The organism is Cupriavidus pauculus (assembly GCF_008693385.1).
Classification (GTDB): Bacteria; Pseudomonadota; Gammaproteobacteria; order Burkholderiales; family Burkholderiaceae; genus Cupriavidus; species Cupriavidus pauculus_D.
In genome coordinates this window covers 2,343,066-2,364,526 of sequence record NZ_CP044065.1, presented here as the reverse complement: position 1 = coordinate 2,364,526, position 21,461 = coordinate 2,343,066, and the positions used below count along the sequence as shown (strand labels likewise).

The window sequence follows — 21,461 nt, the reverse complement described above, 5'->3', positions numbered from 1 at the left end:
TCGGCGACACGAACAGCGTAGCGATCAGACCTTGAGCAGTTCCACTTCGAACAGCAGCGTGGCGTTCGGCGGAATCACGCCACCGGCGCCGCGCGCGCCATAGCCGAGGTCGGCGGGGATGACCAGGCGGCGCGTACCGCCTACCTTCATGCCCTGCACGCCTTCGTCCCAGCCGCGGATCACGTGGCCCGCGCCCAGCGGGAACACGAACGGATCGTTGCGGTCCTTGCTCGAGTCGAACTTGCGGCCAGCCTGGCCGTTCTCGTACAGCCAGCCCGTGTAATGCACGGTCACGTGCTTGCCGGCGGTGGCTTCCGTGCCGTCGCCGACGACGGTGTCTTCAAATTGCAGGCCAGAGGGAGTGGTTTGCATCGTGCGGTTCCTTGTAGGGGCGCGTGAGTCGGCAGCGCGTCAGTCGGCGCGCTGGAGGACGTCCAGCGTGAGCTGGACGTTGTGATCGTCGTCGCTGACCCAGATCTCGCCATCCTGGATCGTGACGGACAGGCGCATCGCGCGCTGGGCCAGGCCGGCCAGCGCGTCGACGGCGTCCTGCGGGACATTGTAGATGGTGACGTTGCGCAGCTTGCCAGCCTTGCCCGCGATGCCTTTCCACCATTCGCGCGCGCTGGCGCTCTGGTAGGTGAACACGGTCACGCGCTGCGCGCGCGATGCGGCCCGCTTGAGCCGCGTTTCGTCGGGCTGGCCGAGGTCGATCCAGTGGAGGATGTCGCCCGTGAGCGCCTTGTCCCAGAGATCGGGCTCGTCGGGTTCGTCGAGGCCGCGCGTGAAGGTCAGCGTTTCGGTGGCCTCGCAGGCGAACGCAAGCACGCGGATCATCATGCGCGCGTCGTTTTCCGACGGGTGCTGGGCGATGGTCAGCGCGTGGCTGCCGTAATAGGGCCGATCCATGTCGGATACCGACAGCTCGGCCTTGTAGATGGTGGATTTGAGCGCCATGGGCCTGATTGGTGACGCGGATGGAGACGCGCGAAAGGCCGCATCATACGTGATCCGCGCGAAACCACGCGAAAACGCCCATATCGCACCCGGGCGATGCCTCAGGACTTCCGGTAGTCGCTCAGGTAGAACCGCAGCAGCGCCGAGGCGAACACGAGGCCGAGGAACGCGGCCGCGGCCACCATCGCGAGGCCCGCGTCGCTGTCGATCTGGCCGTTCGTGGCCATACGCACGATCGCGGTCAGGATCAGCAGGCCCAGCATCGGCAGCAGCAGCGCGCCGCGTCCGTAGGTGCGGAACGCCCACAGCGGAAACCGGCGCAGGAAATCGAGGGGAACGCTGCAGACCAGGCAGGCGCCGGCCGCGGCAAGGGACGCCGCAACGACGTCTCCGGCAGAAATGGCAATCATCTTGACTCGCGTCGCCGGGACACGCGGGACTGCGGGACGCGGCAGGAATTTATGCAAGGCGCTGATTCTACAGAAGAATTCCTGCGCAAAGGTGACGCCGGGGCGTCTCGGCGACGGTCATTGGGGATTGTCCGGGGATGCTTCCACGCTGATCTGCAGCGTCACGTCGTCGCTCACCTCCGGCAGGAAACGCGTGAGGCCGAACGCGCTGCGTTTGAGCGTCGCATGGAAGTCCCCGCCGCACACGTCGCGGCGCACGCCAAAGAGCACGGTCTGGCCGCAGCTGAAGCGGTCGGATTCGAGCCGCAGCGGCTGCGTGACGCCGCGCAGCGTGAAGTCGCCCTCCACGGCCACGAGCCTGCCGCCCTCGACGACAAAGCGGTTGGCGCGGAACCGGGCGAACGGGTTGCCCTGCGCGTCCAGGAACTGATCGGACCGCAGCACGCCGTCGAGTGTGCGGTTGCCGGTATCCACGGAGTCCGTGCCCACCGTGAAGTCGAGCGAGCCGGCGCCCGTGGCCGGATCGTAGACGATGCGGCCGTCGATCTTGCCGAAACGGCCGCGCACGGTGGTGCGGTCGAAATGGCTCGCGCCGAAGTAGACCGCGGTGTGGAGCGGGTCGATCGTGTAGTTCGTCGCCGCGGCCAGGGCCGGCAGCGGCAGGGCCGCCGCGAATGGGATGGCCGCGAATGGGATGGCGAGGAGGGCGTTGACGATGAGGTTGCGCATGATTCAGTGGACAAACACCGGCAGCAGAAAGATCCCGATCACGGTCAGGTAGCCGATGGTCCAGCATAGCGTGCGCAGCGTGGCCCGGTCGGTCAGGTAGCAGACCGTGTACAGCACGCGCACGAGGACGAACACGACCGCGAGTTCGTCGATGCGCGCGGCCGGCGCGCCGAGGTGGCTCGCCGAGAGCACGGCCGCCGCGAAAAAGGGAAACGCCTCGAAGTGATTGCGGTGCGCGAGGTCCGCGCGCCGCGCGCGGCCGCTCTGCTTCTCGAGCCAGCCGCGCGGGTCGTGATTGTCGAAGCCGCCGCGGCCGCCGGCCTTGGCGACGGCGACGGTCAGCACCGGCAGCAGGCCGGCGATCAGAACACACCAGAACGCTATGGGCACGCCGATTCCTTTGTCTGGTCCTGCGCGGGTAGCAGAGGCCGAGGCGGATGCCTCAGCCCGCCACTACCCGGATCCTGACCCCTGCCACGTCCACGACCTGTCCCGCGCGGATCTTTGCCGTCTTGCGGGATTCGGTGGCGCCATCGACGGCCACCTCGCCTGCCGCGACGAGCGCCTTGCCGGCGCCGCCGCTATCACAGACGCCCGCGAGCTTGAGCAGGTCGTTCAATGCAATAAACTCCCGGTCCAGCGGGAAGTTGACGTACTGTCGATCGTCCTTCGCCATTACTTGCCGCCCCAGCTGTCCTTGAGGCCGACGATGCGGTTGAACACGGGCTGGCCCGGCTTCGAGTCCACGCGGTCCGCCACGAAGTAGCCGTGGCGCTCGAACTGGTAGCGGTCCTCGGCCTTCGCGTCCTTCAGGCCCGGTTCCAGGTACGCGCGGATGACCTTGCACGAGTCCGGGTTCAGCGCCTCGAGGAAGTCCTTGCCGCCCGAGTCCGGATGCGGGTCGTTGAACAGGCGGTCGTACAGGCGTACTTCGGCCTCGTACGCATGGGCCGCGCTGACCCAGTGGATATTGCCCTTGACCTTGACGCTGTCCGCGCCCGGCGTGCCGCTCTTCGTTTCCGGCAGGTAGTTCGCGTGCACGGCGACGATGTTGCCGTCGGCGTCCTTGTCCACGCCCGTGCATTCGATCACGTAGCCGTAGCGCAGGCGCACCTTGTTGCCTGGGAACAGGCGGAAGTAGCCCTTGGGCGGGGTCTCGTTGAAGTCCTCGCGCTCGATCCAGAGTTCGCGCGACAACGGGAACACGCGGCGGCCCAGGTCGGGCTGCTTCGGATGTACCGGTGCCGAGCATTCCTCGCTCTGGCCCTCGGGGTAGTTGTCGAGGATCAGCTTGATCGGGTCCAGCACGCCCACGCTGCGCGGCGCGCGCGCATCGAGGTCGTCGCGCACGGCGCCCTCGAGGGTGCTCATGTCGATCCAGCTATCGGCCTTGGACACGCCCACGCGGTCGCAGAACAGCTGGATCGATTCGGGCGTGAAGCCGCGGCGGCGGATACCGACGATGGTCGGCATGCGCGGATCGTCCCAGCCGTTCACGCGCTTCTCGTTGACGAGCTGCAGCAGCTTGCGCTTGCTGGTGATCGCGTACGTGAGGTTCAGGCGCGCGAATTCGTACTGGTGCGGCAGCGGATCCTTGAACACGCCGGCATCGCGCAGGTGGCCGAGCACCCAGTCGTACAGCGGGCGATTGTTCTCGAACTCGAGCGTGCAGAGCGAATGCGTGATGTTCTCCAGCGCATCGGAGATGCAATGCGTGAAGTCGTACATCGGGTAGATGCACCACTTGTCGCCCGTGCGGTGATGATGGGCATGGCGAATGCGGTAGAGCACCGGATCGCGCATCACGATGTTCGGCGCGGCCATGTCGATTTTCGCGCGCAGCACGTGCTCGCCGTCGGCGTACTTGCCCGCGCGCATGTCGCGGAACAGTTGCAGGTTCTCTTCGACGGTGCGGTCGCGGAACGGCGACGGCTTGCCGGGCTCCGAGAAATTGCCGCGCGCGGCGGCCATCTGCTCGGCGCTCTGGCTGTCCACGTAGGCCACGCCGCGCTCGATCAGCGTCTCGGCGAACGCGTAGAGCTGGTCGAAATAGTCGCTGGCGTAGTACAGGTGCGCGCGCGGGGCCGCGCCAGCCGCGTCGCTGTCCCACGAGAAACCGAGCCAGTGCACGGCGTCGATGATCGAATCGACGTATTCCGTGTCTTCCTTGACCGGGTTGGTGTCGTCGAAGCGCAGATGGCAGCGGCCCGCGTAGTCGCGCGCGAGGCCGAAGTTCAGGCAGATGCTCTTGGCATGGCCGATATGGAGGTAGCCGTTGGGCTCCGGCGGAAAGCGCGTGATGACCGCGGGCAGGGGCTCGCCGGCCTTGTCGGCGCGGGCGGTATAGGTGCCGGCGGCCAGGTCCTGGTCGATGATGCTCCGCAGGAAATTGGAAGCGGCGGGCGTGTCGTTGGGCTTGTTGTCGTGGCTCATGGTGGCGCCGCGCTCTGGGCGGCAGCAAAAAACGGGGCGGCAGCAAAAAACGCTGTCTGGGACTGAGATCGGGGATTTTACCGTGCCTCGGGACTGTGGCACGATCCGATGACTTTCGTCGCGGGAACATATGCCATGAACAGCCCCTTCTCGTCACATTCATCACCGTCTTCGGTAGCCGCCGAGTCTCCGCTCGCGCGGGATGCGCTGGCCACGCTGTGGCGCGACGCGGCCATGCCGATGGACGCGCTGGCGCACCTGACGCTCACCGGCGCGGATCCGGTCCTGCCGTCCAGCTTTCCGATCGGCGCGGCGGCGCAGGCGAGCCTCGGGGCTTCCGCGCTGGCCGCCGCCGCCATCTGGGCCCAACGCACGGGACGCGCGCAGCAGGTGTCGGTGGACATGCGCCATGCGCTGGCCGAGTTTCGCAGCGAGCGCTATCTGCGCGTCGATGGCGGCGAGGCGCCCGAACTCTGGGACAAGATCGCCGGGCTGTATCGGTGCGGCGATGGCCGCTGGGTCCGGCTCCATACGAATTTTCCCCATCATCGCGACGGTGTCCTGCGGATTCTAAGCTGCGCGCACGATCGCGCGGCCGTCCAGGCGGCGCTCGGCAAATGGGAGGCGCTGGCCTTCGAGCAGGCGGCTTCGGACGCCGGGCTCGTGGTGGCCGCCATGCGCAGCTTCGACGAATGGGACGCGCATCCTCAGGCGGCGGCACTGCGCGGGTTGCCGCCGATGACCATCGAACGCATCGGCGACGCGCCGCCACGGCCGTTTGCGCCGCTGCCCGCGCACGGCGAGATCAATGTCGATGCCCGGCCGCTGTCGGGGGTGCGCGTGCTCGATTTCACCCGGATCATCGCGGGGCCCGTGGCCGGGCGCACGCTGGCCGCGCATGGCGCCGATGTGCTGCTGGTGACGGCCGGCCATCTGCCCGCGATCGCGCCGCTCGTGATCGACACGGGGCGGGGCAAGCGCTCGTGCCAGCTCGATCTGCGCGATCCCGACGACAAGCGCGCGCTGCACAAGCTGCTGCACGGGGCGGACGTGGTGTTGCAGGGGTACCGGCCCAACGGCCTGGCGGACCTGGGGATCGGCCCGGAGGCCGCGGCGCGCGCGCGGCCAGGCATCGTGTACGTGTCCCTGACCGCCTATGGGCACGTGGGGCCATGGGCCGGCAAGCGCGGCTTCGATTCGCTCGTGCAGACGGCCACGGGTCTCAATTTCGCCGAGGCGCAGGCGGCGGGCAGCGCCGATCCGAAGCCGCTGCCGGCACAGGTGCTCGACCACGCGGCCGGCTATCTGCTGGCATTCGGCGCGATGGCGGCGCTGCATCGCCGGGCGGTGGAAGGCGGCAGCTGGCACGTGCGGGTGTCGCTCGCGCAGGTCGGTCAGTGGTTGCGGGGACTGGGGCGCGTCGAGCACGGGTTTGGCGTGCCGGACCTGAAGATCGACGACGTGGCGGACCTGCTCGAGGTGTTGCCATCGGGCTTCGGCGATCTGACCGTGGTGCGGCACGCGGCGCAGTTGTCGGAGACGCCCGCGCATTGGGAATTGCCGTCGGTGCCGCTGGGGACGCACGCGCCCGAGTGGGTCTGAGGGGGCTGAGGGGGGCTGAATCGGCCCCCGCGGTATCAGTAAAGCGTCTTGCGCATCCGCTCCGGCAGTTCCCGGTCATAGGTGGCGCCGTCGAACGCGCCGCCGCTGATATCGGTGAGGATCGTGCCCGTGCTGGGCAGCGCCGTGCGCGGAATCTGCACCTCGGGCGACCACAGGTGCGACCGCACGAGTGCCCGCGCGCACTGGAAGAACACCGACAGCACCGACACCACGAGCACCGTCGTCGGCGCCTTGCCGTCGACGATGAAGCGCGAGATCAGCGCGGGGTCGGTCGAGATGCGCGCGGTCCCGCTCACGCGCAGGGTCTCGTTGACGCCGGGCACGAGGAACAGCAGCCCCACGCGCGGATCGGCCATGATGTTGCGCAGGCTGTCGAGCCGGTTGTTGCCGCGCCGGTCGGGCAGCAGCAGCGTGCGGTCGTCGAGCAGTTGCACGAAGCCCGGCGCATCGCCGCGCGGCGAGCAGTCGCCGCCCTGGTCGTTGATCGTCGACAGCAGGCAGAACGGCGACTTCTCGACGAAGGCGCGATAGTGCGGATGCAGGTAATCGACTTCCTTCGACAGCGACGCCGCGCTCGGCTGCGCGTACAGCGCTTCCAGCGCCGCGGTGTCGGTCAGCACATGGGGGACGGCAACATGGGGGGCGGATTGCGGATCGTTTTCGGACATGGTGCTTCGGGATGGGTGGGCGATGCGGGAAAGAGCAGGCCCACAGTATGACGGACTACAGTGTCACCGTGCCTCGGCCGAGTTCGATCACCCGGCCGCCGACACGAATCGCGCCTTCGGCCGTCACGGCCAGATCGAGCCGGCAGCGCCGATCGACGGCTTCGCCCTGATCGAGCTCGTAGACCGCCGGCAGTGGATGTCCCGTGGCCAGCAGCCAGCCTCCGAGGTTCGCACAGGCCGACCCGGTGCCCGGGTCTTCGGCAAACGATCCCGCGTTCTTGGTGAAGAAGAACCGCACGAGCATCTTGCCCGGCACCTGCGCATCCGGCGCGAACACATACGCGCACCGGCGGCCGGAGGCCGGGCTCTGCGGCCATTGCTCGAAGCGCCCGCCATCGGGCCGCGCGCGGCGCACGGCCTCGGCGGAGCGCAACGGCACCAGCAGCTGCTCGCTGCCGGTATTGACCCAGACCGGCGATCCCGCGAGATCCGAAACCTCGAGCCCCAGCAGCGATGCGATCGTGGCATCGGGCACGCCGGCCGGCGCGGTAGGTGGCGTTCCGTCATGCGGCGCGGTCAGCGTCCAGCGGTCGCTGCCGCTGGCGCCATCCGCGCCATTTCCGGCCGTCACGGGGACGATGCCCGCCTTGACCTCGAGCGAGAGCGTATCGCCGCAACCGGCGAGGTCGCGCACGACGTGCGCGCTGCCGAGCGTCGGGTGGCCGGCAAACGGCATCTCGAAGTTGGGCGTGAAAATGCGCATGCGGCGCGTGGCGCGTTCCGACGGCAGCAGGAACGTGGTTTCGGAGAGGTTGAACTGCAGGGCCAGCGCCTGCATGGTCGCGTCGTCCATGCCGCGCGCATCCTCGAAGACGCAGAGCGGATTGCCGGCAAGGGTGGACTCGGCGAAGACGTTGACGATGCGGTACGCGTACGTGGCCATGATGGCAAACCTCGTGGAAGCAGGGCCTCCCAGTGTAGTGATGCGCACGCCGTTCGCCATGCACAGTTGCCCCCCTCGCGAACGGAACAGTTGGCGAAAAAAAAGCGCCACGGTTGCCCGTGGCGCTTTCAGTGCCGCATGAGCGCTGTCAGAAGCCGACAGCCTGGCCATCGCGACGGCTGTCGCTGGCGATTACGTAGCCTTGCTCGCGATCGTCGGACAGGCGCCAGATGAACTGGCCCGAACCGAAGTCCATGTACGGATCCTCGACCGACTTGAGCTGGTGACCGCGCGCCTTCAGGGCGGCAACGGTATCGGGGTTCATCGTGCCTTCCACGTCGAGCGTGAAGTCGCGGTTGACCTTCCAGCGCGGCGCGTCGCACGCGGCCTGCGGCTGCTGCTTGTAGTCGAGCATGCGCACGACGGTCTGCACATGGCCTTGCGGCTGCATGTCGCCGCCCATCACGCCGAAGCTCATCACGGGCTGGCCGTCGCGGGTCAGGAACGCGGGGATGATGGTGTGGAACGGACGCTTGCCGCCGGCCACCACGTTGGCGGACTTCGGATCCATCGAGAAGCCCACGCCGCGGTTCTGCAGGCTGATGCCGGTGCCCGGCACGACCACGCCCGAACCGAAGCCCATGTAGTTCGACTGGATGAACGAGATCATCATGCCGTTCTCGTCGGCGGCCGTCAGATAGATGGTGCCGCCCGCCTTCGGCATGCCGAAACCGGGGTTCGAGGCGCGGTCCATATCGATCAGCTTCGCGCGGGACTTCAGGTACGCGTCGTCGAGCATCTGCTCGGGCGTGACTTCCATGCTGCGCGGGTCGGCGACGTAGCGGTACAAGTCGGCGAACGCGAGCTTCATCGCCTCGATCTGCAGATGTTGCGACTGCACCGAGTCAACGGGCAGCGCGCCCACGTCGAACTGGTCGAGCATGCCCAGCGCCATCAGCGCGGCGATACCCTGGCCGTTCGGCGGAATTTCGTGCACGTCGTAGCCGCGGTAGGACTTCGAGATCGGCTTCACCCATTCCGGGCGATAGTTGCGCAGATCGTCGAGCGTCATCGCACCGCCGATTTCCTTGCTGAACGCGGCGATCTTCTCGGCGATCTCGCCCTCGTAGTACGCGCGGCCACGCGTCGCGCCGATCTTGCGCAGCGTGTCGGCAGCCGCCTTGAACACGAACTTCTCGCCGACTTCGGGCGCGCGGCCGTTCGGCATGAACGTCTCGGCAAAGCCGGGCTGGTTGCGCAGCTCGGGCACGGCGGCGGCCCACTTGTGGGCGACCACAGGCGGCATGGCATAGCCACGCTCGGCGATCTCGATCGCCGGCTCCATCAGGTCTTCGAACGGCAGCTTGCCGAAGCGCTCGTGCAGCGCGGCCCAGCCCGCGATCACGCCGGGAATGGTCACGGAGTCGATGCCGCGGACGGGGCGGTTGGCGATGCCGTTGCCGGCTTCGCCGTACTTGCCCTTGAAGTAGTCCGGATTCCACGCGGCGGGCGCCACGCCCGACGAGTTCAGGCCATGCAGTTCCTTGCCGTCCCACAGGATCGCGAACGCGTCGCTGCCCAGACCGCACGATACGGGCTCCACGAGCGTGATCGCGGCCGCCGCGGCAATCGCGGCGTCCACGGCGTTGCCGCCCTTGAGCAGCATGCGCAGGCCGGCCTGCGCGGCCAGCGGATGCGAGGTGGACACCGTGTTGCGCGCGAACAGCGGAATGCGCACGGTGGGGTAGGGGTTGGTCCAGTTGAAGTTCTGCATGGTTGTCTCGTTTATGTGTCAGTCCACCGTGATCTTGCGATCCTTGATCAGCTTGCCCCAGCGCGCGCTGTCCTGCTTCACCATCGCGGCGAACTGGGCCGGCGTGCCGCCGACGGGCTCGGCGCCGAGCTTGGCCAGGCGGTCCTTGACGTCCTGCGACTGGATGGCCTTGTTGAACTCGGTGTTCAGGCGCGTGACGATGTCGGCGGGCAGGCCCTTGGGACCGTAGATGCCGAACCACGTGTTCGACTCGAAGCCCGGGAGGCCCGATTCGGCCACGGTCGGCACTTCCGGCGCCAGCGGCGAGCGCTTGAGGCTCGTCACGGCCAGGGCCTTGAGCTTGCCGTCCTTCACGTGCGGCATGCCGGACACCACGCTGTCGAACAGCACCTGCACCTTGTTGGAGATCAGGTCCGGCACGGCGAGCGCGGTGCCGCGGTACGGGATGTGCGTGATGAACGTGCCCGTCTGCGCCTTGAAGGCCTCGGCGGTCAGCTGGCCGATGGTGCCGTTGCCGCTCGACGCGTAATTGAGCTCGCCCGGATGCTTCTTGGCGTAGTCGATCAGTTCCTTGACGTTCTTCGCCGGGAGCGCGTTCGGCACCACGAGGATGTTCGTGGCAATGGCGACCTGGCCGATCGGCGTGAAGTCCGTTTCGGTGTTGTACGGCAGCCGTGCGTTGATATACGGGCCGATCGAGTGCGTGCTCGTGGTCGCGATCAGCAGCGTGTAACCGTCCGCCGGGGCCTTGGCGGCCATGTCGGAGCCGATGGCGCCGCCGGCGCCGGGGCGGTTATCGACGACGATCTGCTGGCCCATGTCGGCGCCCACCTTCTGCGCGATGGCCCGCGCGAGCAGATCGGTCGCGCCGCTGGCCGGGAACGGCACGATCAGACGGATGGGTTTGCTGGGATACGTGTCCGCGAAGGACGGGGCGGCGGCGAGCATCAGGCTCGAGGCCAGGCCGAGGCCGAGATGGAGGCCCAGGTGTCGCAGCGGTTGGGTCAGGCGCCTTGTGGTCATGCAAGTTACTCCGGGCAGGGCGGATTCGATAGGAATATCCATTATTCCGCGCGCCCGGTCACAATGAAAGCTAATATTCCTTTTGCGATCCACAAGAAATCCTTGTGAATCGCGTTCGTCATCGACCCGGCCCACCCCCTGTCACGCCCTGTTACGCCCCTGTCGCGCCTCCCATGAGCACCATCCGCTTCCTCCGCACCTTCGTCGCCGTGGCCGAACACGGCTCGTTTGCCGCCGCCGCCGGACAGGTGGCGCTTACGCAGGCCGCCGTCAGCCTGCAGATGCGGTCGCTGGAGGAGGAACTGCGGCGCGAGCTGTTCGACCGCAGCGGACGCGTGGCCGTGCTCAATGCCGACGGCCGCGAGCTGTTGCCGCAGGCACGCCGGATGTTGTCGCTATACGACGAAATGCGGCTGCCGCTCGTGGCGTCGGAGGCGATGGCGGGGGCGGTGGCGGTGGGCGCCGTGGTGTCGGTCATGGGCGGGCTGTCCCACGCCGTGGCGCGGATGAAGCGCGCCTATCCGGCGCTGGACGTGCGGCTGGTCGGCGCGAAGTCGATCGAGCTGGCGGCGGAGGTCGAGCAGGGCACGCTCGACGCGGCCTTCCTCGTGGAAGGCTCGGCCCGGCCGGCCGGGACCCTGCGCTGGACACCGCTGTATCAGGAACCGCTGGTCGCGATCGCGGCGCGCGGCGCGCCGGGCGAGACCGCGCGGCAGGCGTTGGCCGGCAATCCGTTCTTGCGGTTCGACCGCACGCAGCGGACCGGCATGCTCGTGGAGCGGGCGCTGCGGCGCGCGCATCTGCGCGTGAACGAGTTTCTCGAGCTCAATTCGATCGAGGCGCTCGTCGAACTGGTCCGGCAGGAGGTGGGCGTGACCGTGGTGCCGCTGCTCAAGCGCGCGCGCTGGCGCGACGACGAGGCGCTGCGGATCCTGCCGCTGCAGTCCGGCGGGGAACCGCTGGTGCGCACCGTCGGCATGCTCGAACGGCGCGACCATGGGCGCGATCACGTGACCGGGGCCATCCGGCAGGCCTGCGTGTCGCTGTTCGGCACGTAGGCCGGGCAAAAAAAAACGGGTGCCTTGCGGCACCCGGAGCTTTGCGTTGTGTGGCCGGCTGTGCCGGCCTCGTTCCTGCTTATTCTTCCTGGAACGCTTCCTCGCGCTTCGCCTTGATCGACGGCATCGCGACGATGGCCACCAGAATCGCCGCGGCGATCAGCAGGCCGAGCGACAGCGGGCGCGTCACGAACACCGCGAAGTCACCGCGCGACAGCAGCAGCGAACGGCGGAAGTTCTCTTCCATCATCGGTCCCAGCACGAAGCCGAGCAGCAGCGGGGCCGGTTCGCACTTCAGCTTGATGAACAGGTAGCCGATCAGGCCGAAGGCCGCGGTCTGGAACACGTCGAACGTGGTGTTCTGGACCGAGTACACGCCGATGCAGCAGAACGTCAGGATGGCCGGGAACAGGAAGCGGTACGGCACCTTCAGCAGCTTCACCCAGATACCGATCATCGGCAGGTTCAGGATGATCAGGATGAAGTTACCGATCCACATCGAGGCGATCAGGCCCCAGAACAGCGCGGGGTTGCTGGTCATGACCTGCGGACCCGGCTGGATGTTGTGGATGGTCATTGCACCGACCATCAGCGCCATCACGGCATTCGGCGGAATGCCGAGCGTCAGCAGCGGGATGAACGAGGTCTGTGCCGCGGCGTTGTTGGCCGACTCCGGACCCGCCACGCCTTCGATCGCGCCCTTGCCGAATTCGTGGGCATGCTTCGAGGTCTTCTTCTCGAGCGAGTACGCCGCGAACGACGCCAGCGAAGCACCGCCACCCGGCAGGATACCGAGCGCCGAGCCGAGCACCGTGCCGCGCAGCACGGCCGGGATCATGCGCTTGAAGTCTTCCTTCGTCGGGAACAGGTTCGTCACCTTGTTCGTGAACGTCTCGCGGGCTTCCTTCTGCTCGAGGTTCGCGATGATTTCCGCGAAGCCGAACACACCCATTGCCACGGACACGAAGTTCAGGCCGTCGGTCAGTTCGGGCACGTCGAACGAGAAGCGCGCCGCGCCCGAGTTCACGTCGGTACCGACCAGGCCCAGCAGCAGACCCAGCACGATCATCGCGATGGCCTTGACGAGCGAGCCGGACGCCAGCACCACGGCACCGATCAGGCCCAGCACCATCAGCGAGAAGTATTCGGCGGGACCGAACTTGAACGCCAGCTCCGACAGCGGTGCGGCAAACGCGGCCAGGATCAGCGTGGCCACGCAGCCGGCGAAGAACGAGCCTAGGCCCGCTGTCGCCAGTGCCACACCCGCGCGTCCTCGCCGCGCCATCTGATACCCGTCGATCGTCGTCACCACCGACGACGATTCACCGGGCAGGTTCACCAGAATGGCCGTGGTGGAGCCGCCGTACTGCGCGCCGTAGTAGATACCGGCCAGCATGATCAGCGCGGCCACCGGGGGCAGCGTGTACGTGACGGGCAGCAGCATCGCGATGGTTGCGAGCGGGCCGAGGCCCGGCAGCACGCCGATCAGCGTGCCCAGGATACAGCCGAGGAACGCGTACGCGAGGTTCTGGAAGGAGAGGGCGGTCGAGAAGCCCAATCCCAGGTTGGCCAACAATTCCATGAGAGTCGTCTCCTTAGCCGGTAATGAAAGCAGGCCACACCGGCATCTGCAGGTTGATGCCGTAGACGAACGCACCCATGCTGATCACGACCAGGATGACCGCGGCGGCCAGAGCGCCCTTCCAGCTGAATTCATGGCTCGCCATCGACGAGACCATCACCAGCACGAACACCGACAGCACCATGCCGAGCGGCTTCAGCAGCAGGCCGAACAGCACGACGGCACCCAGAATCCACAGCAGGGTCTTGATATCCCATTTGGCGAGGTGGTCTTCCTCGGACTTCAAGGACATCGAGCCCCAGAGCACGAGGACCCCGAGCAGGGCCAGCACGATGCCGAGCCAGAAGGGGAAGTATCCCGGCCCCATCTTGGCGGCGGTGCCCATGGAATAGGTACGGGCGACCCAGGAAAAGCCGATACCGACCAGGATAAACATCAGGCCGGAGGCAAAGTCCTTTTGGCTACGTATGCGCAAAGTGATTCTCCTCGATAAGACGCTTGAAATTCTTCGCAACGGTGCAGTTGACGCACTGCACAAGGGGGCGATTTGCCCCTGACCCCGTCGCGAGCAGGGTGGAAGGTAAAAGCGGTACCTTTCAGCTACCTTTCACATGTCTGCATTTGACGTCATGCTCAGGGTATGTCCCTAGGAATACGTATGAAAGGATGCAGAAAGGCTGAGGGTAAATACCGGGAACGCAGGCAGGAGGCGGGCTGCCGGGCGTCAGCGGGCGCCCGACTGTGGAACGCGGGAGGCTCGGTTATGATCGGCGGGACCACTGCGCCCGCCCGCGCGCTGAAAGAAAACGGAAAGCCACCCGAAAGGTTTGAAGCTTCGGTTGAAAGCTTGGGTTGAAAGCTTCGAAAGGAAAGATCGCGCGTGGAGAGCATCGAGCATGCCATCCTGATCGGCGCCGTCGTGATGTCGCTGGGCATCGTGGTGGGCGCGTTCTCGTCGCGCTTCGGCGTGCCGTTCCTGCTCGTCTTTCTCGGCGTCGGGATGCTGGCCGGCGTGGACGGTCCGGGCCATATCGAATTCTCGAACACCTGGCTCAGTTTCCTCGTGGGCAACGTCGCCCTGGCCATCATCCTGCTCGATGGCGGCCTGCGCACGCGGCTGGCCACGTTCCGGGTGGCGCTGCGGCCCTCGCTGTCGCTCGCGACCGTCGGCGTACTCGTGACCGCGGGGCTCGTCGGGGCGTTCGCCAGCTGGCTGCTCGGCGTGGAGTGGAAGCTCGGCCTGCTGTTCGGGGCGATCGTCGGCTCCACCGATGCGGCCGCGGTGTTCTCGCTGCTCAACAGCAGCGGCATTCGCCTCAAGGAACGCGTGGGCAGCGTGCTCGAGATCGAATCGGGCATCAACGACCCGATGGCGATCTTCCTGACCCTGACACTGATCGAATGGATCACCGCGCCGGACGCGCTCACGCCGGGCGCGCTCGGACTGCGGCTGCTCGTGCAGTTCGGCGTGGGCGGCCTGCTGGGGCTCGGGCTCGGCTACTGCCTCGCCAATGTCCTCGAGCGCATCCAGGTGGCCGAGGGCCTGCAGGCCATTCTCGTCTGCGCGGGCGGCACGATGGTGTTCGCGATCGTGCAGACGGCCGGCGGCAGCGGCTTCCTCGCGGTGTACCTGACGGGCGTGCTCGTCGGCAACCGCGAGCGCGCGGTCACGTCCGACACCATGCGCGCGATGGACGGCATGGCGTGGCTCGCGCAGTCGGTCATGTTCCTGCTGCTGGGGTTGCTCGTGGCGCCGCATCGCATCTGGGACATCGCGCTTCCGGCGTTTCTGATCGGCGTCTTCCTGATGTTCGTGGCGCGCCCAGTGGCCGTCTGGCTGTCGCTGCTGCCCTTCCGCTTCAACGGGCGGGAAAAGGCGTTCCTGGGCTGGATGGGGCTGCGCGGCGCGGTGCCCATCGTGCTGTCGCTGTTTCCGCTGCTCAAGGGCATGGAGGACTCGGGCCTGATTTTCCGCGTCGCCTTTGCCGTGGTGCTGCTGAGCCTGCTGTGCCAGGGCACGACCGTCGCGCTGGCCGCGCGGCTGGCGCGCGTGATGCGGCCCAGCTATACCGAGCCGCTCTCGCGCGAGCGGCTACGCGGCACGCATGCGCCCGCGCTCGAACTCATGCAGTTTCTGGTCGCGACCAATTCGCCCGTGACGGACCAGCGCGCGGACCGGCTGGAGTTGCCGCCGCGCTGCGCCGTGGTGGCCGTGGTGCGTGACGGTGCGCTGGCGCCGCTCGATCAGGCGGTGCTGCGTGCCGGCGACGCCGTGTCCGTGCTGGCGCCGGCCACGAGCGTCCCCATGCTGTCGCAGCTGTTCCTTACGCCAGCGACGCCGCCCGAATGGGATCAGGTCTCGCACGATTTCCTGCTGTCGGGCGAGGCATCGCTCGACGAGGTGGCCGCGTTGTACGGCACGCGCGCGCTGACGCCAGCCGAGACGGGCAAGACGCTGGAAGACGCGATGCTCGCGGCGTTTCCGTCGCCACCGGTCGAGGGCGATGCGGTGGCGGTCGCCGGACTGCGGCTGACGGTCACGCGCATGGACGGCCCGCGTATCGTGCAGGTGGGGTTGTTGCTGCCGCGCGGCCCGGCGGGCGATGCCGCGGCCAGGGACAGCGCATGGCGGCTCCACCGCCGCGCACCATAACAGGTTCGCCAGTCGAGGTTCGTCAGTCGACCTTGGCGCCGGAGACCTTCACCACCTCGCCGTACTTCTTGAGCTCGCGGCGGATCAGCGCGGCGAACTGCTCGGGCGTGGTCGGCGCGGGCTGCGCACCGATACGCGCGAGCTTCGCGCGCATGTCGTCCGTCTTGAGGATCGCGACGATATCGCGATTGAGCCGATCGACGATCTCGCGCGGCGTATTGGCCGGCGCGAACACGCCGAACCACGTCGAGATATCGAACCCTTCGAGGCCAAGCCCCTTGCCCGCCTCGGCAATCGTCGGCAGTTCCGGGAATGCGGCCGCGCGCGCCTGCGTGGTCACCGCGAACGCCTTGAGCTTGCCCGCCCTGATATTGGCGGAGGCCGAGGCAAGGTTGTCGAAGATCAGATCCGTCTGGCCCGAGAGCACCGACAGCTGCGCGGGCGAGGCGCCGTTGTACGGAATATGGACCATGCTCACGTGGGCCATGCTCTTGAACAGTTCGCCGGACAGATGCCCGGCGCTGCCGTTGCCGCCCGACGCATAGTCGAGCTTGCCCGGATGGCTGCGCGCGTACGTGACGAGGTCGCGCACGTTGTCGATATGCAGTTCCGCGGCCTTGCCCGGATGCATCACGAGCACGTTCGGCACATCCGCCACGAGCGTCACCGGTGCGAAGTCGCGAATCGGGTCGTACGGCATCTTCGTGAACAGCGTGGGGTTGATCGCATGCGTCGCCACCGCGCCCATCAGGATCGTATAGCCGTCCGCGGGCTGCTTGGCCACGAAGTCCGCGCCGAGGTTGCCGCCGGCGCCGGGCTTGTTCTCCACGACGACGGGCTGGCCGAGTTCATCGCGCAGTTTCTCGCCGATGGCGCGCGCGACGGTATCGAGCGGGCCGCCGGCCGGGTAGGGCACGACGAAGCGGATGGGCTTGGCGGGCCAGTTGCCGGCAGGCGCCGCGTATGCGGGCGCGGCCGTTGCGGCAGCGACGATGGCGACGGTGGTAATGGCCAGCTTGGTGGCCTGGATCCATGTATTCAGCATGACAGAAACAAGAAAATTACATTCCGATCCCGCGCGCCATCATCACCGCGCACAGCGGCAACAGGATCAGCACGTGCGCCTGGATCATGACCCAGCGGCGCGCGATCTTGATCTCGGCCGGCGTCGGGACGAACTCGGGTAGCGTGCGCGCCTGCTTGCGCCAGCGCGCGATGGCGAACGTCGGCGGCAGCGAGCACAGCGCGATCAGCACGAAGACGGTCATCTTCGCGTGGAACCAGGGGTTGTGGATATAGAAACCCATGCCCTTGGCGCCATAGAACAGCCGCAGCAGGCCGGAGACCAGCACGGCGATGGCCGACAGGAAATAGAACAGATCGTAGAGGGACAGGCGCCGGAGCACGGCGGGCGTCATGTCGGGCCGCAGCACGACGGCCTCCGCCGCCATCAGCGTGACGAGCAGGAAGATGGCGCCAAAGTGAAAGAACGCGAGCAACGCATCGGTCAGCATGTCTCCTCCTGTGGGGAATATTGTTCTTGGGGCCGGTCTCGCTAGATCACGCCCTTGCCCCGCAACGCGGCGATACGGTCGGCGTCGTAACCGAGCGTGTCGGCCAGCACTGCCTCCGTATGCTCGCCGAGCAGCGGCGGGTGGCGCAGCGCCTCGGGCGGGGTCTTGCTCATGCGGATCGGGCTGCCGACCAGCTTCACCTCGCCCGCGGTCGGATGGGGCAGATCGACGCGCAGGCCGCGCGCCTTGACCTGATCGTCCTCGAACACGTCGTCGAGCGTATTGATCGGGCCGCACGGCACGCCGGCGGCCTCGAGGTCCGCGATCCATTGCGCGCGCGTGCGCGGCCGCACCATCTCCCCGAGAATCGGCACCAGCACGTCGCGGTTCGCCACGCGCTGCGGATTGGTGGCAAAGCGCGGATCGTCGGCCAGCGTGGGACGCCCGCCCGCGGTCACGAACTTGCGGAATTGCCCGTCGTTGCCCACCGCGACGATGATCCAGCCGTCGGCGGCCTGGAACGTCTGGTAGGGAACGATGTTCGGATGCGCGTTGCCCCAGCGCTTCGGCGCCACGCCGCTGGCCAGGTAGTTGGTGTTCATGTTGGCGAGCATCGCCACCTGCACGTCGAGCAGCGCCATGTCGATGTACTGGCCCTCGCCGGTGCGGTCGCGGTGCGCGAGCGCCGCCAGCACCGCGATGGTCGCGTACTGGCCCGTCATCAGGTCGGAGATCGCCACGCCGGCCTTCTGCGGCCCGCCGCCGGGCAGGTCGTCGCGCTCGCCGGTCAGGCTCATGAAGCCGCCCATGCCCTGGATGATGAAATCGTAGCCGGCGCGGTTCGCATACGGACCCGTCTGGCCGAAGCCCGTCACCGAGCAATAGATCAGGTCCGGCTTGACCGCGCGCAGCGAGTCGTAGTCCAGCCCGTACTTCTTCAGCTGCCCGACCTTGTAGTTCTCGAGCACGACATCGCTCTGCGCCGCGAGCTCGCGCACGAGCTGCTGGCCCTCGGGCGTGCTGATATCGCAGGTGACCGAGCGCTTGTTGCGGTTGGCGGCCAGGTAGTAGGCGGCCTCGGCGGTATCCCGGCCGTCCTCCGTCTTCAGCCAGGGCGGCCCCCACGTGCGGGTATCGTCACCGGCGCCGGGGCGCTCGATCTTGATGACATCGGCGCCGAAGTCGGCGAGATTCTGTGCGCACCACGGCCCGGCGAGAACGCGGGTCAGGTCGAGGACGCGAAGGTGGCTCAAGGCTCCCATTGGGGGGAAGGCCGGCAGGGACGGCGCGGAATTGGGAAAGATCGCACTGTACCACCGGGCAGGCCGCCGACCGCACTTGGCCGGTGCGCGGAGTCTGCCCTCCGGCAGGGCTTCCCCGTATAATCAACGGTTTGCAAATCCAATTCCGAACAGCCGCCCGGCAATGGGCTGCGCCTGCCATAACATGAAAGTCTCCGACATTCGCAGCAAGTTCCTGCAGTTCTTCGAGTCGAAGGACCATACCGTGGTCCGCTCGTCCAGCCTGGTGCCGGCGAACGACCCGACGCTGCTGTTCACCAATTCCGGCATGGTGCAGTTCAAGGACGTGTTCCTTGGCACCGACAAGCGCCCGTATTCGCGCGCGACGTCTTCGCAGCGTTCGGTGCGCGCGGGCGGCAAGCACAATGACCTCGAGAACGTGGGCTACACCGCCCGCCACCATACGTTCTTCGAGATGCTGGGCAACTTCTCGTTCGGCGACTACTTCAAGCGCAACGCCATCCAGTACGCGTGGGAACTGCTGACCAAGGTCTACCAGCTGCCCGCGGACAAGCTGTGGGTCACCGTGTATGCCGAGGATGACGAGGCGTACGACATCTGGGCCAAGGAAGTGGGCGTGCCGGCCGAGCGCATCGTGCGCATCGGCGACAACAAGGGCGCGCGCTACGCGTCCGACAACTTCTGGCAGATGGCCGATACGGGCCCGTGCGGTCCGTGCTCGGAGATCTTCTACGACCATGGTCCCGAAGTGTGGGGTGGCCCGCCGGGATCGCCCGAAGAAGACGGCGACCGCTACATCGAGATCTGGAACCTCGTGTTCATGCAGTTCAACCGCGACGAGCAGGGCAACATGACGCCGCTGCCCAAGCCGTGCGTGGACACCGGCATGGGCCTCGAGCGGATTGCGGCCGTGCTCCAGCACGTGCACAGCAACTACGAGATCGACCTGTTCCAGGCGCTGATCCAGGCCGCCGCGCGCGAAACGCATATCACCGACCTGAACCAGAACTCGCTGAAGGTCATCGCCGACCATATCCGCGCTTGCTCGTTCCTGATCGTCGATGGCGTGATTCCCGGCAACGAAGGCCGTGGCTACGTCCTGCGCCGGATCGTGCGCCGCGCCATTCGCCATGGCTACAAGCTCGGCCAGAAGACGCCGTTCTTCCACAAGATGGTCCCCGACCTCGTCGCGCAGATGGGTGCCGCCTACCCGGAACTCGCCGATGCGCAGGCGCGCGTGACCGAGGTGCTGAAGGCCGAGGAAGAGCGTTTCTTCGAGACCATCGAGAACGGCATGACCATTCTCGAAGGCGCCGTGAGCGAACTGAAGTCGAAGGGCGGCAACGTGCTCGACGGCGAGCTCGCATTCAAGCTGCACGACACGTTCGGCTTCCCGCTCGACCTCACGCAGGACGTGGCGCGCGAGCAGGAGATCACGGTCGATGAGGCCGCGTTCGATGCCGCCATGACGCGTCAGCGCGAGCAGGCCCGCGCGGCCGGCAAGTTCAAGATGGCCGCCGGCCTCGAGTACTCGGGCGACAAGACCGTGTTCCACGGCTATGACGCGCTGGGCGTCGAGCAGGCGCGCGTCATCGCGCTGTACGTGGATGGCGCCGCGGTGCAGACGATGCAGCCGGGCCAGGAAGGCGTGGTCGTGCTCGACCACACGCCGTTCTACGCCGAGTCCGGCGGCCAGGCCGGCGACCAGGGCACGCTCGTGGCCGGTGCCGCGGTGTTCACCGTCGGCGATACCACGAAGGTGCAGGCCGACGTGTTCGGCCATCAGGGCACGCTCTCGGGCGGCGCGCTGAAGGTCGGCGACGTCGTGGCCGCGAAGGTCGATGAGATTCGCCGCGCGCGCACGATGCGCAACCACTCGGCCACCCACCTGATGCACAAGGCCCTGCGCGAAGTGCTCGGTACCCACGTGCAGCAGAAAGGTTCGCTGGTCGATGCCGACAAGACGCGTTTCGACTTCTCGCACAACGCGCCGATGACCGATGCGCAGATCCGCCAGGTCGAGGAAATCGTCAACGCCGAGATTCTGCGCAACGAGGCCACGACGGCCAGCATCATGCCGTTCGACGATGCGGTGAAGAGCGGTGCGATGGCGCTGTTCGGCGAGAAGTACGCCGACGACGTGCGCGTGCTGTCCATCGGCTCGTCGAAGGAACTCTGCGGCGGCACGCACGTGTCGCGCACGGGCGATATCGGCCTGTTCAAGATCGTGGTGGAGGGCGGCGTGGCCGCCGGTATCCGCCGCGTGGAAGCGATCACGGGCGATAACGCGCTGCATTACCTGCAGTCGCTCGACGCGCGCCTGAACGAAGCCGCCGCCGCCATGCGCGCGCAGCCTTCGGAGCTGGTGTCGCGCATCGCGCAGGTGCAGGACCAGGTGCGCGCGCTGGAGAAGGAACTCGAACGCGCGAAGAGCAAGCTGGCCGCCTCGCAAGGCGACGAACTGGCCGAGCAGGCCGTGGACGTCAAGGGCCTGAAGGTGCTGGCCGCCCAGCTCGACGGCGCGGACGTGAAGACGCTGCGCGAGACGATGGACAAGCTCAAGGACAAGCTCAAGAGCGCGGCCATCGTGCTGGGCGCCGTGACCGACGGCAAGGTGAGCCTGATTGCGGGCGTGACCGCCGATGCCACGGGCAAGGTGAAGGCCGGGGACCTCGTCAACTTCGTCGCCCAGCAGGTGGGCGGCAAGGGCGGTGGCCGTCCGGACATGGCGCAGGCTGGTGGCACGGAGCCGGCGAACCTGCCGAACGCCCTGGCGGGTGTCAGCGACTGGGTCGCGGCAAAGGTCTGAGTCTGCAGGGTTTGCTCCCCTCT

The 21,461-nt window shown here is 67.2% G+C and carries 20 protein-coding genes; 4 read left to right on the top strand and 16 right to left on the bottom strand.

Translation table 11 applies throughout. From position 1 onward, the window contains the following. Positions 1-24 precede the first annotated feature (24 nt). The 7 genes from FOB72_RS10855 to FOB72_RS10825 all read right to left on the bottom strand — a co-directional run bounded on the left by FOB72_RS10855 (position 25) and on the right by FOB72_RS10825 (position 4,529). Positions 25-372 (bottom strand): FKBP-type peptidyl-prolyl cis-trans isomerase, encoded by a 348-nt coding sequence (locus FOB72_RS10855; protein ID WP_150372519.1) that lies wholly within the window; start codon positions 370-372, stop codon positions 25-27. Positions 373-411: 39 nt separating this feature from the next. After that, positions 412-957: a YaeQ family protein gene (locus FOB72_RS10850; RefSeq protein ID WP_150372518.1), complete on the bottom strand. Its 546-nt coding sequence runs from the start codon at positions 955-957 to the stop codon at positions 412-414. 101 nt (positions 958-1,058) lie between these two features. Beyond that, positions 1,059-1,367, bottom strand: a complete 309-nt coding sequence (locus FOB72_RS10845) for a hypothetical protein (RefSeq protein WP_150372517.1) — start codon at positions 1,365-1,367, stop codon at positions 1,059-1,061. A gap of 117 nt (positions 1,368-1,484) precedes the next feature. After that, positions 1,485-2,096, bottom strand: coding sequence for a YceI family protein (locus tag FOB72_RS10840; protein ID WP_150372516.1), 612 nt, complete (start codon positions 2,094-2,096; stop codon positions 1,485-1,487). Positions 2,097-2,099: 3 nt separating this feature from the next. After that, a complete protein-coding gene (locus FOB72_RS10835; RefSeq protein WP_150372515.1) occupies positions 2,100-2,486 on the bottom strand; it encodes an MAPEG family protein in 387 nt (128 codons plus the stop codon). A 52-nt stretch (positions 2,487-2,538) separates the two neighbouring features. After that, positions 2,539-2,772 (bottom strand): RNA-binding S4 domain-containing protein, encoded by a 234-nt coding sequence (locus tag FOB72_RS10830; protein ID WP_150372514.1) that lies wholly within the window; start codon positions 2,770-2,772, stop codon positions 2,539-2,541. Then, positions 2,772-4,529 (bottom strand): glutamine--tRNA ligase/YqeY domain fusion protein, encoded by a 1,758-nt coding sequence (locus FOB72_RS10825; protein WP_150372513.1) that lies wholly within the window; start codon positions 4,527-4,529, stop codon positions 2,772-2,774. The genes FOB72_RS10830 and FOB72_RS10825 overlap by 1 nt, the downstream gene beginning before the upstream one ends. Positions 4,530-4,664: 135 nt before the next feature. Here FOB72_RS10825 and FOB72_RS10820 point away from each other — a divergent pair, with 135 nt between their 5' ends. Continuing rightward, positions 4,665-6,131, top strand: a complete 1,467-nt coding sequence (locus FOB72_RS10820) for a CoA transferase (protein ID WP_150372512.1) — start codon at positions 4,665-4,667, stop codon at positions 6,129-6,131. A gap of 35 nt (positions 6,132-6,166) precedes the next feature. Here FOB72_RS10820 and FOB72_RS10815 read toward each other — a convergent pair whose 3' ends face one another. The 4 genes from FOB72_RS10815 to FOB72_RS10800 form a co-directional block, all read right to left on the bottom strand. Beyond that, a complete protein-coding gene (locus FOB72_RS10815; protein ID WP_150372511.1) occupies positions 6,167-6,820 on the bottom strand; it encodes a pyridoxamine 5'-phosphate oxidase family protein in 654 nt (217 codons plus the stop codon). 55 nt (positions 6,821-6,875) lie between these two features. Continuing rightward, a complete protein-coding gene (locus tag FOB72_RS10810; RefSeq protein WP_150372510.1) occupies positions 6,876-7,763 on the bottom strand; it encodes a PhzF family phenazine biosynthesis protein in 888 nt (295 codons plus the stop codon). Positions 7,764-7,911: 148 nt separating this feature from the next. Further along, positions 7,912-9,537 (bottom strand): gamma-glutamyltransferase, encoded by a 1,626-nt coding sequence (gene ggt, locus FOB72_RS10805; RefSeq protein ID WP_150372509.1) that lies wholly within the window; start codon positions 9,535-9,537, stop codon positions 7,912-7,914. 18 nt (positions 9,538-9,555) lie between these two features. Continuing rightward, entirely contained in the window at positions 9,556-10,560 is a 1,005-nt protein-coding gene (locus tag FOB72_RS10800) for a Bug family tripartite tricarboxylate transporter substrate binding protein (RefSeq protein WP_150372508.1), read from the bottom strand. Between the two features lie 173 nt (positions 10,561-10,733). On the opposite strand from FOB72_RS10800, the gene FOB72_RS10795 reads away from it, so the two are divergent. Continuing rightward, entirely contained in the window at positions 10,734-11,618 is an 885-nt protein-coding gene (locus tag FOB72_RS10795; protein WP_150372507.1) for a LysR substrate-binding domain-containing protein, read from the top strand. Between the two features lie 79 nt (positions 11,619-11,697). Here the strand turns inward: FOB72_RS10795 and FOB72_RS10790 are convergent, their stop codons facing one another. After that, complete coding sequence (locus tag FOB72_RS10790; RefSeq protein ID WP_150372506.1) at positions 11,698-13,200, bottom strand: tripartite tricarboxylate transporter permease; 1,503 nt, start codon at positions 13,198-13,200, stop codon at positions 11,698-11,700. Positions 13,201-13,213: 13 nt separating this feature from the next. Beyond that, entirely contained in the window at positions 13,214-13,675 is a 462-nt protein-coding gene (locus FOB72_RS10785) for a tripartite tricarboxylate transporter TctB family protein (RefSeq protein ID WP_150372505.1), read from the bottom strand. Positions 13,676-14,080: 405 nt separating this feature from the next. On the opposite strand from FOB72_RS10785, the gene FOB72_RS10780 reads away from it, so the two are divergent. After that, the gene (locus FOB72_RS10780) at positions 14,081-15,853 is read left to right on the top strand and encodes a potassium/proton antiporter (protein WP_150372504.1); all 1,773 of its coding nucleotides are present in this window, start codon (positions 14,081-14,083) and stop codon (positions 15,851-15,853) included. Between the two features lie 22 nt (positions 15,854-15,875). On the opposite strand, the gene FOB72_RS10775 is transcribed toward FOB72_RS10780, so the two are convergent. The 3 genes from FOB72_RS10775 to FOB72_RS10765 are packed head-to-tail and all read right to left on the bottom strand — an operon-like array spanning position 15,876 to position 18,629. Continuing rightward, on the bottom strand, positions 15,876-16,898 hold the full coding sequence (locus tag FOB72_RS10775) for a tripartite tricarboxylate transporter substrate binding protein (RefSeq protein ID WP_150372503.1): 1,023 nt from the start codon (positions 16,896-16,898) through the stop codon (positions 15,876-15,878). A gap of 16 nt (positions 16,899-16,914) precedes the next feature. Then, positions 16,915-17,367: a DUF2214 family protein gene (locus FOB72_RS10770; protein ID WP_150372502.1), complete on the bottom strand. Its 453-nt coding sequence runs from the start codon at positions 17,365-17,367 to the stop codon at positions 16,915-16,917. 41 nt (positions 17,368-17,408) lie between these two features. Further along, on the bottom strand, positions 17,409-18,629 hold the full coding sequence (locus tag FOB72_RS10765) for a CaiB/BaiF CoA transferase family protein (protein ID WP_150372501.1): 1,221 nt from the start codon (positions 18,627-18,629) through the stop codon (positions 17,409-17,411). A 184-nt stretch (positions 18,630-18,813) separates the two neighbouring features. On the opposite strand from FOB72_RS10765, the gene alaS reads away from it, so the two are divergent. After that, entirely contained in the window at positions 18,814-21,438 is a 2,625-nt protein-coding gene (gene alaS / locus FOB72_RS10760) for an alanine--tRNA ligase (RefSeq protein WP_150372500.1), read from the top strand. The last annotated feature ends 23 nt before the right edge of the window (positions 21,439-21,461 follow it).

Coding starts and splice junctions, on each gene's coding strand:
- FOB72_RS10855 (WP_150372519.1), bottom strand. CDS start 372: ATGCAAACCACTCCCTCTGGCCTGCAATTTGAAGACACCGTCGTCGGC.
- FOB72_RS10850 (WP_150372518.1), bottom strand. CDS start 957: ATGGCGCTCAAATCCACCATCTACAAGGCCGAGCTGTCGGTATCCGAC.
- FOB72_RS10845 (WP_150372517.1), bottom strand. CDS start 1,367: ATGATTGCCATTTCTGCCGGAGACGTCGTTGCGGCGTCCCTTGCCGCG.
- FOB72_RS10840 (WP_150372516.1), bottom strand. CDS start 2,096: ATGCGCAACCTCATCGTCAACGCCCTCCTCGCCATCCCATTCGCGGCC.
- FOB72_RS10830 (WP_150372514.1), bottom strand. CDS start 2,772: ATGGCGAAGGACGATCGACAGTACGTCAACTTCCCGCTGGACCGGGAG.
- FOB72_RS10825 (WP_150372513.1), bottom strand. CDS start 4,529: ATGAGCCACGACAACAAGCCCAACGACACGCCCGCCGCTTCCAATTTC.
- FOB72_RS10820 (WP_150372512.1), top strand. CDS start 4,665: ATGAACAGCCCCTTCTCGTCACATTCATCACCGTCTTCGGTAGCCGCC.
- FOB72_RS10815 (WP_150372511.1), bottom strand. CDS start 6,820: ATGTCCGAAAACGATCCGCAATCCGCCCCCCATGTTGCCGTCCCCCAT.
- FOB72_RS10810 (WP_150372510.1), bottom strand. CDS start 7,763: ATGGCCACGTACGCGTACCGCATCGTCAACGTCTTCGCCGAGTCCACC.
- ggt (WP_150372509.1), bottom strand. CDS start 9,537: ATGCAGAACTTCAACTGGACCAACCCCTACCCCACCGTGCGCATTCCG.
- FOB72_RS10800 (WP_150372508.1), bottom strand. CDS start 10,560: ATGACCACAAGGCGCCTGACCCAACCGCTGCGACACCTGGGCCTCCAT.
- FOB72_RS10795 (WP_150372507.1), top strand. CDS start 10,734: ATGAGCACCATCCGCTTCCTCCGCACCTTCGTCGCCGTGGCCGAACAC.
- FOB72_RS10790 (WP_150372506.1), bottom strand. CDS start 13,200: ATGGAATTGTTGGCCAACCTGGGATTGGGCTTCTCGACCGCCCTCTCC.
- FOB72_RS10775 (WP_150372503.1), bottom strand. CDS start 16,898: ATGCTGAATACATGGATCCAGGCCACCAAGCTGGCCATTACCACCGTC.
- FOB72_RS10770 (WP_150372502.1), bottom strand. CDS start 17,367: ATGCTGACCGATGCGTTGCTCGCGTTCTTTCACTTTGGCGCCATCTTC.
- FOB72_RS10765 (WP_150372501.1), bottom strand. CDS start 18,629: ATGGGAGCCTTGAGCCACCTTCGCGTCCTCGACCTGACCCGCGTTCTC.
- alaS (WP_150372500.1), top strand. CDS start 18,814: ATGAAAGTCTCCGACATTCGCAGCAAGTTCCTGCAGTTCTTCGAGTCG.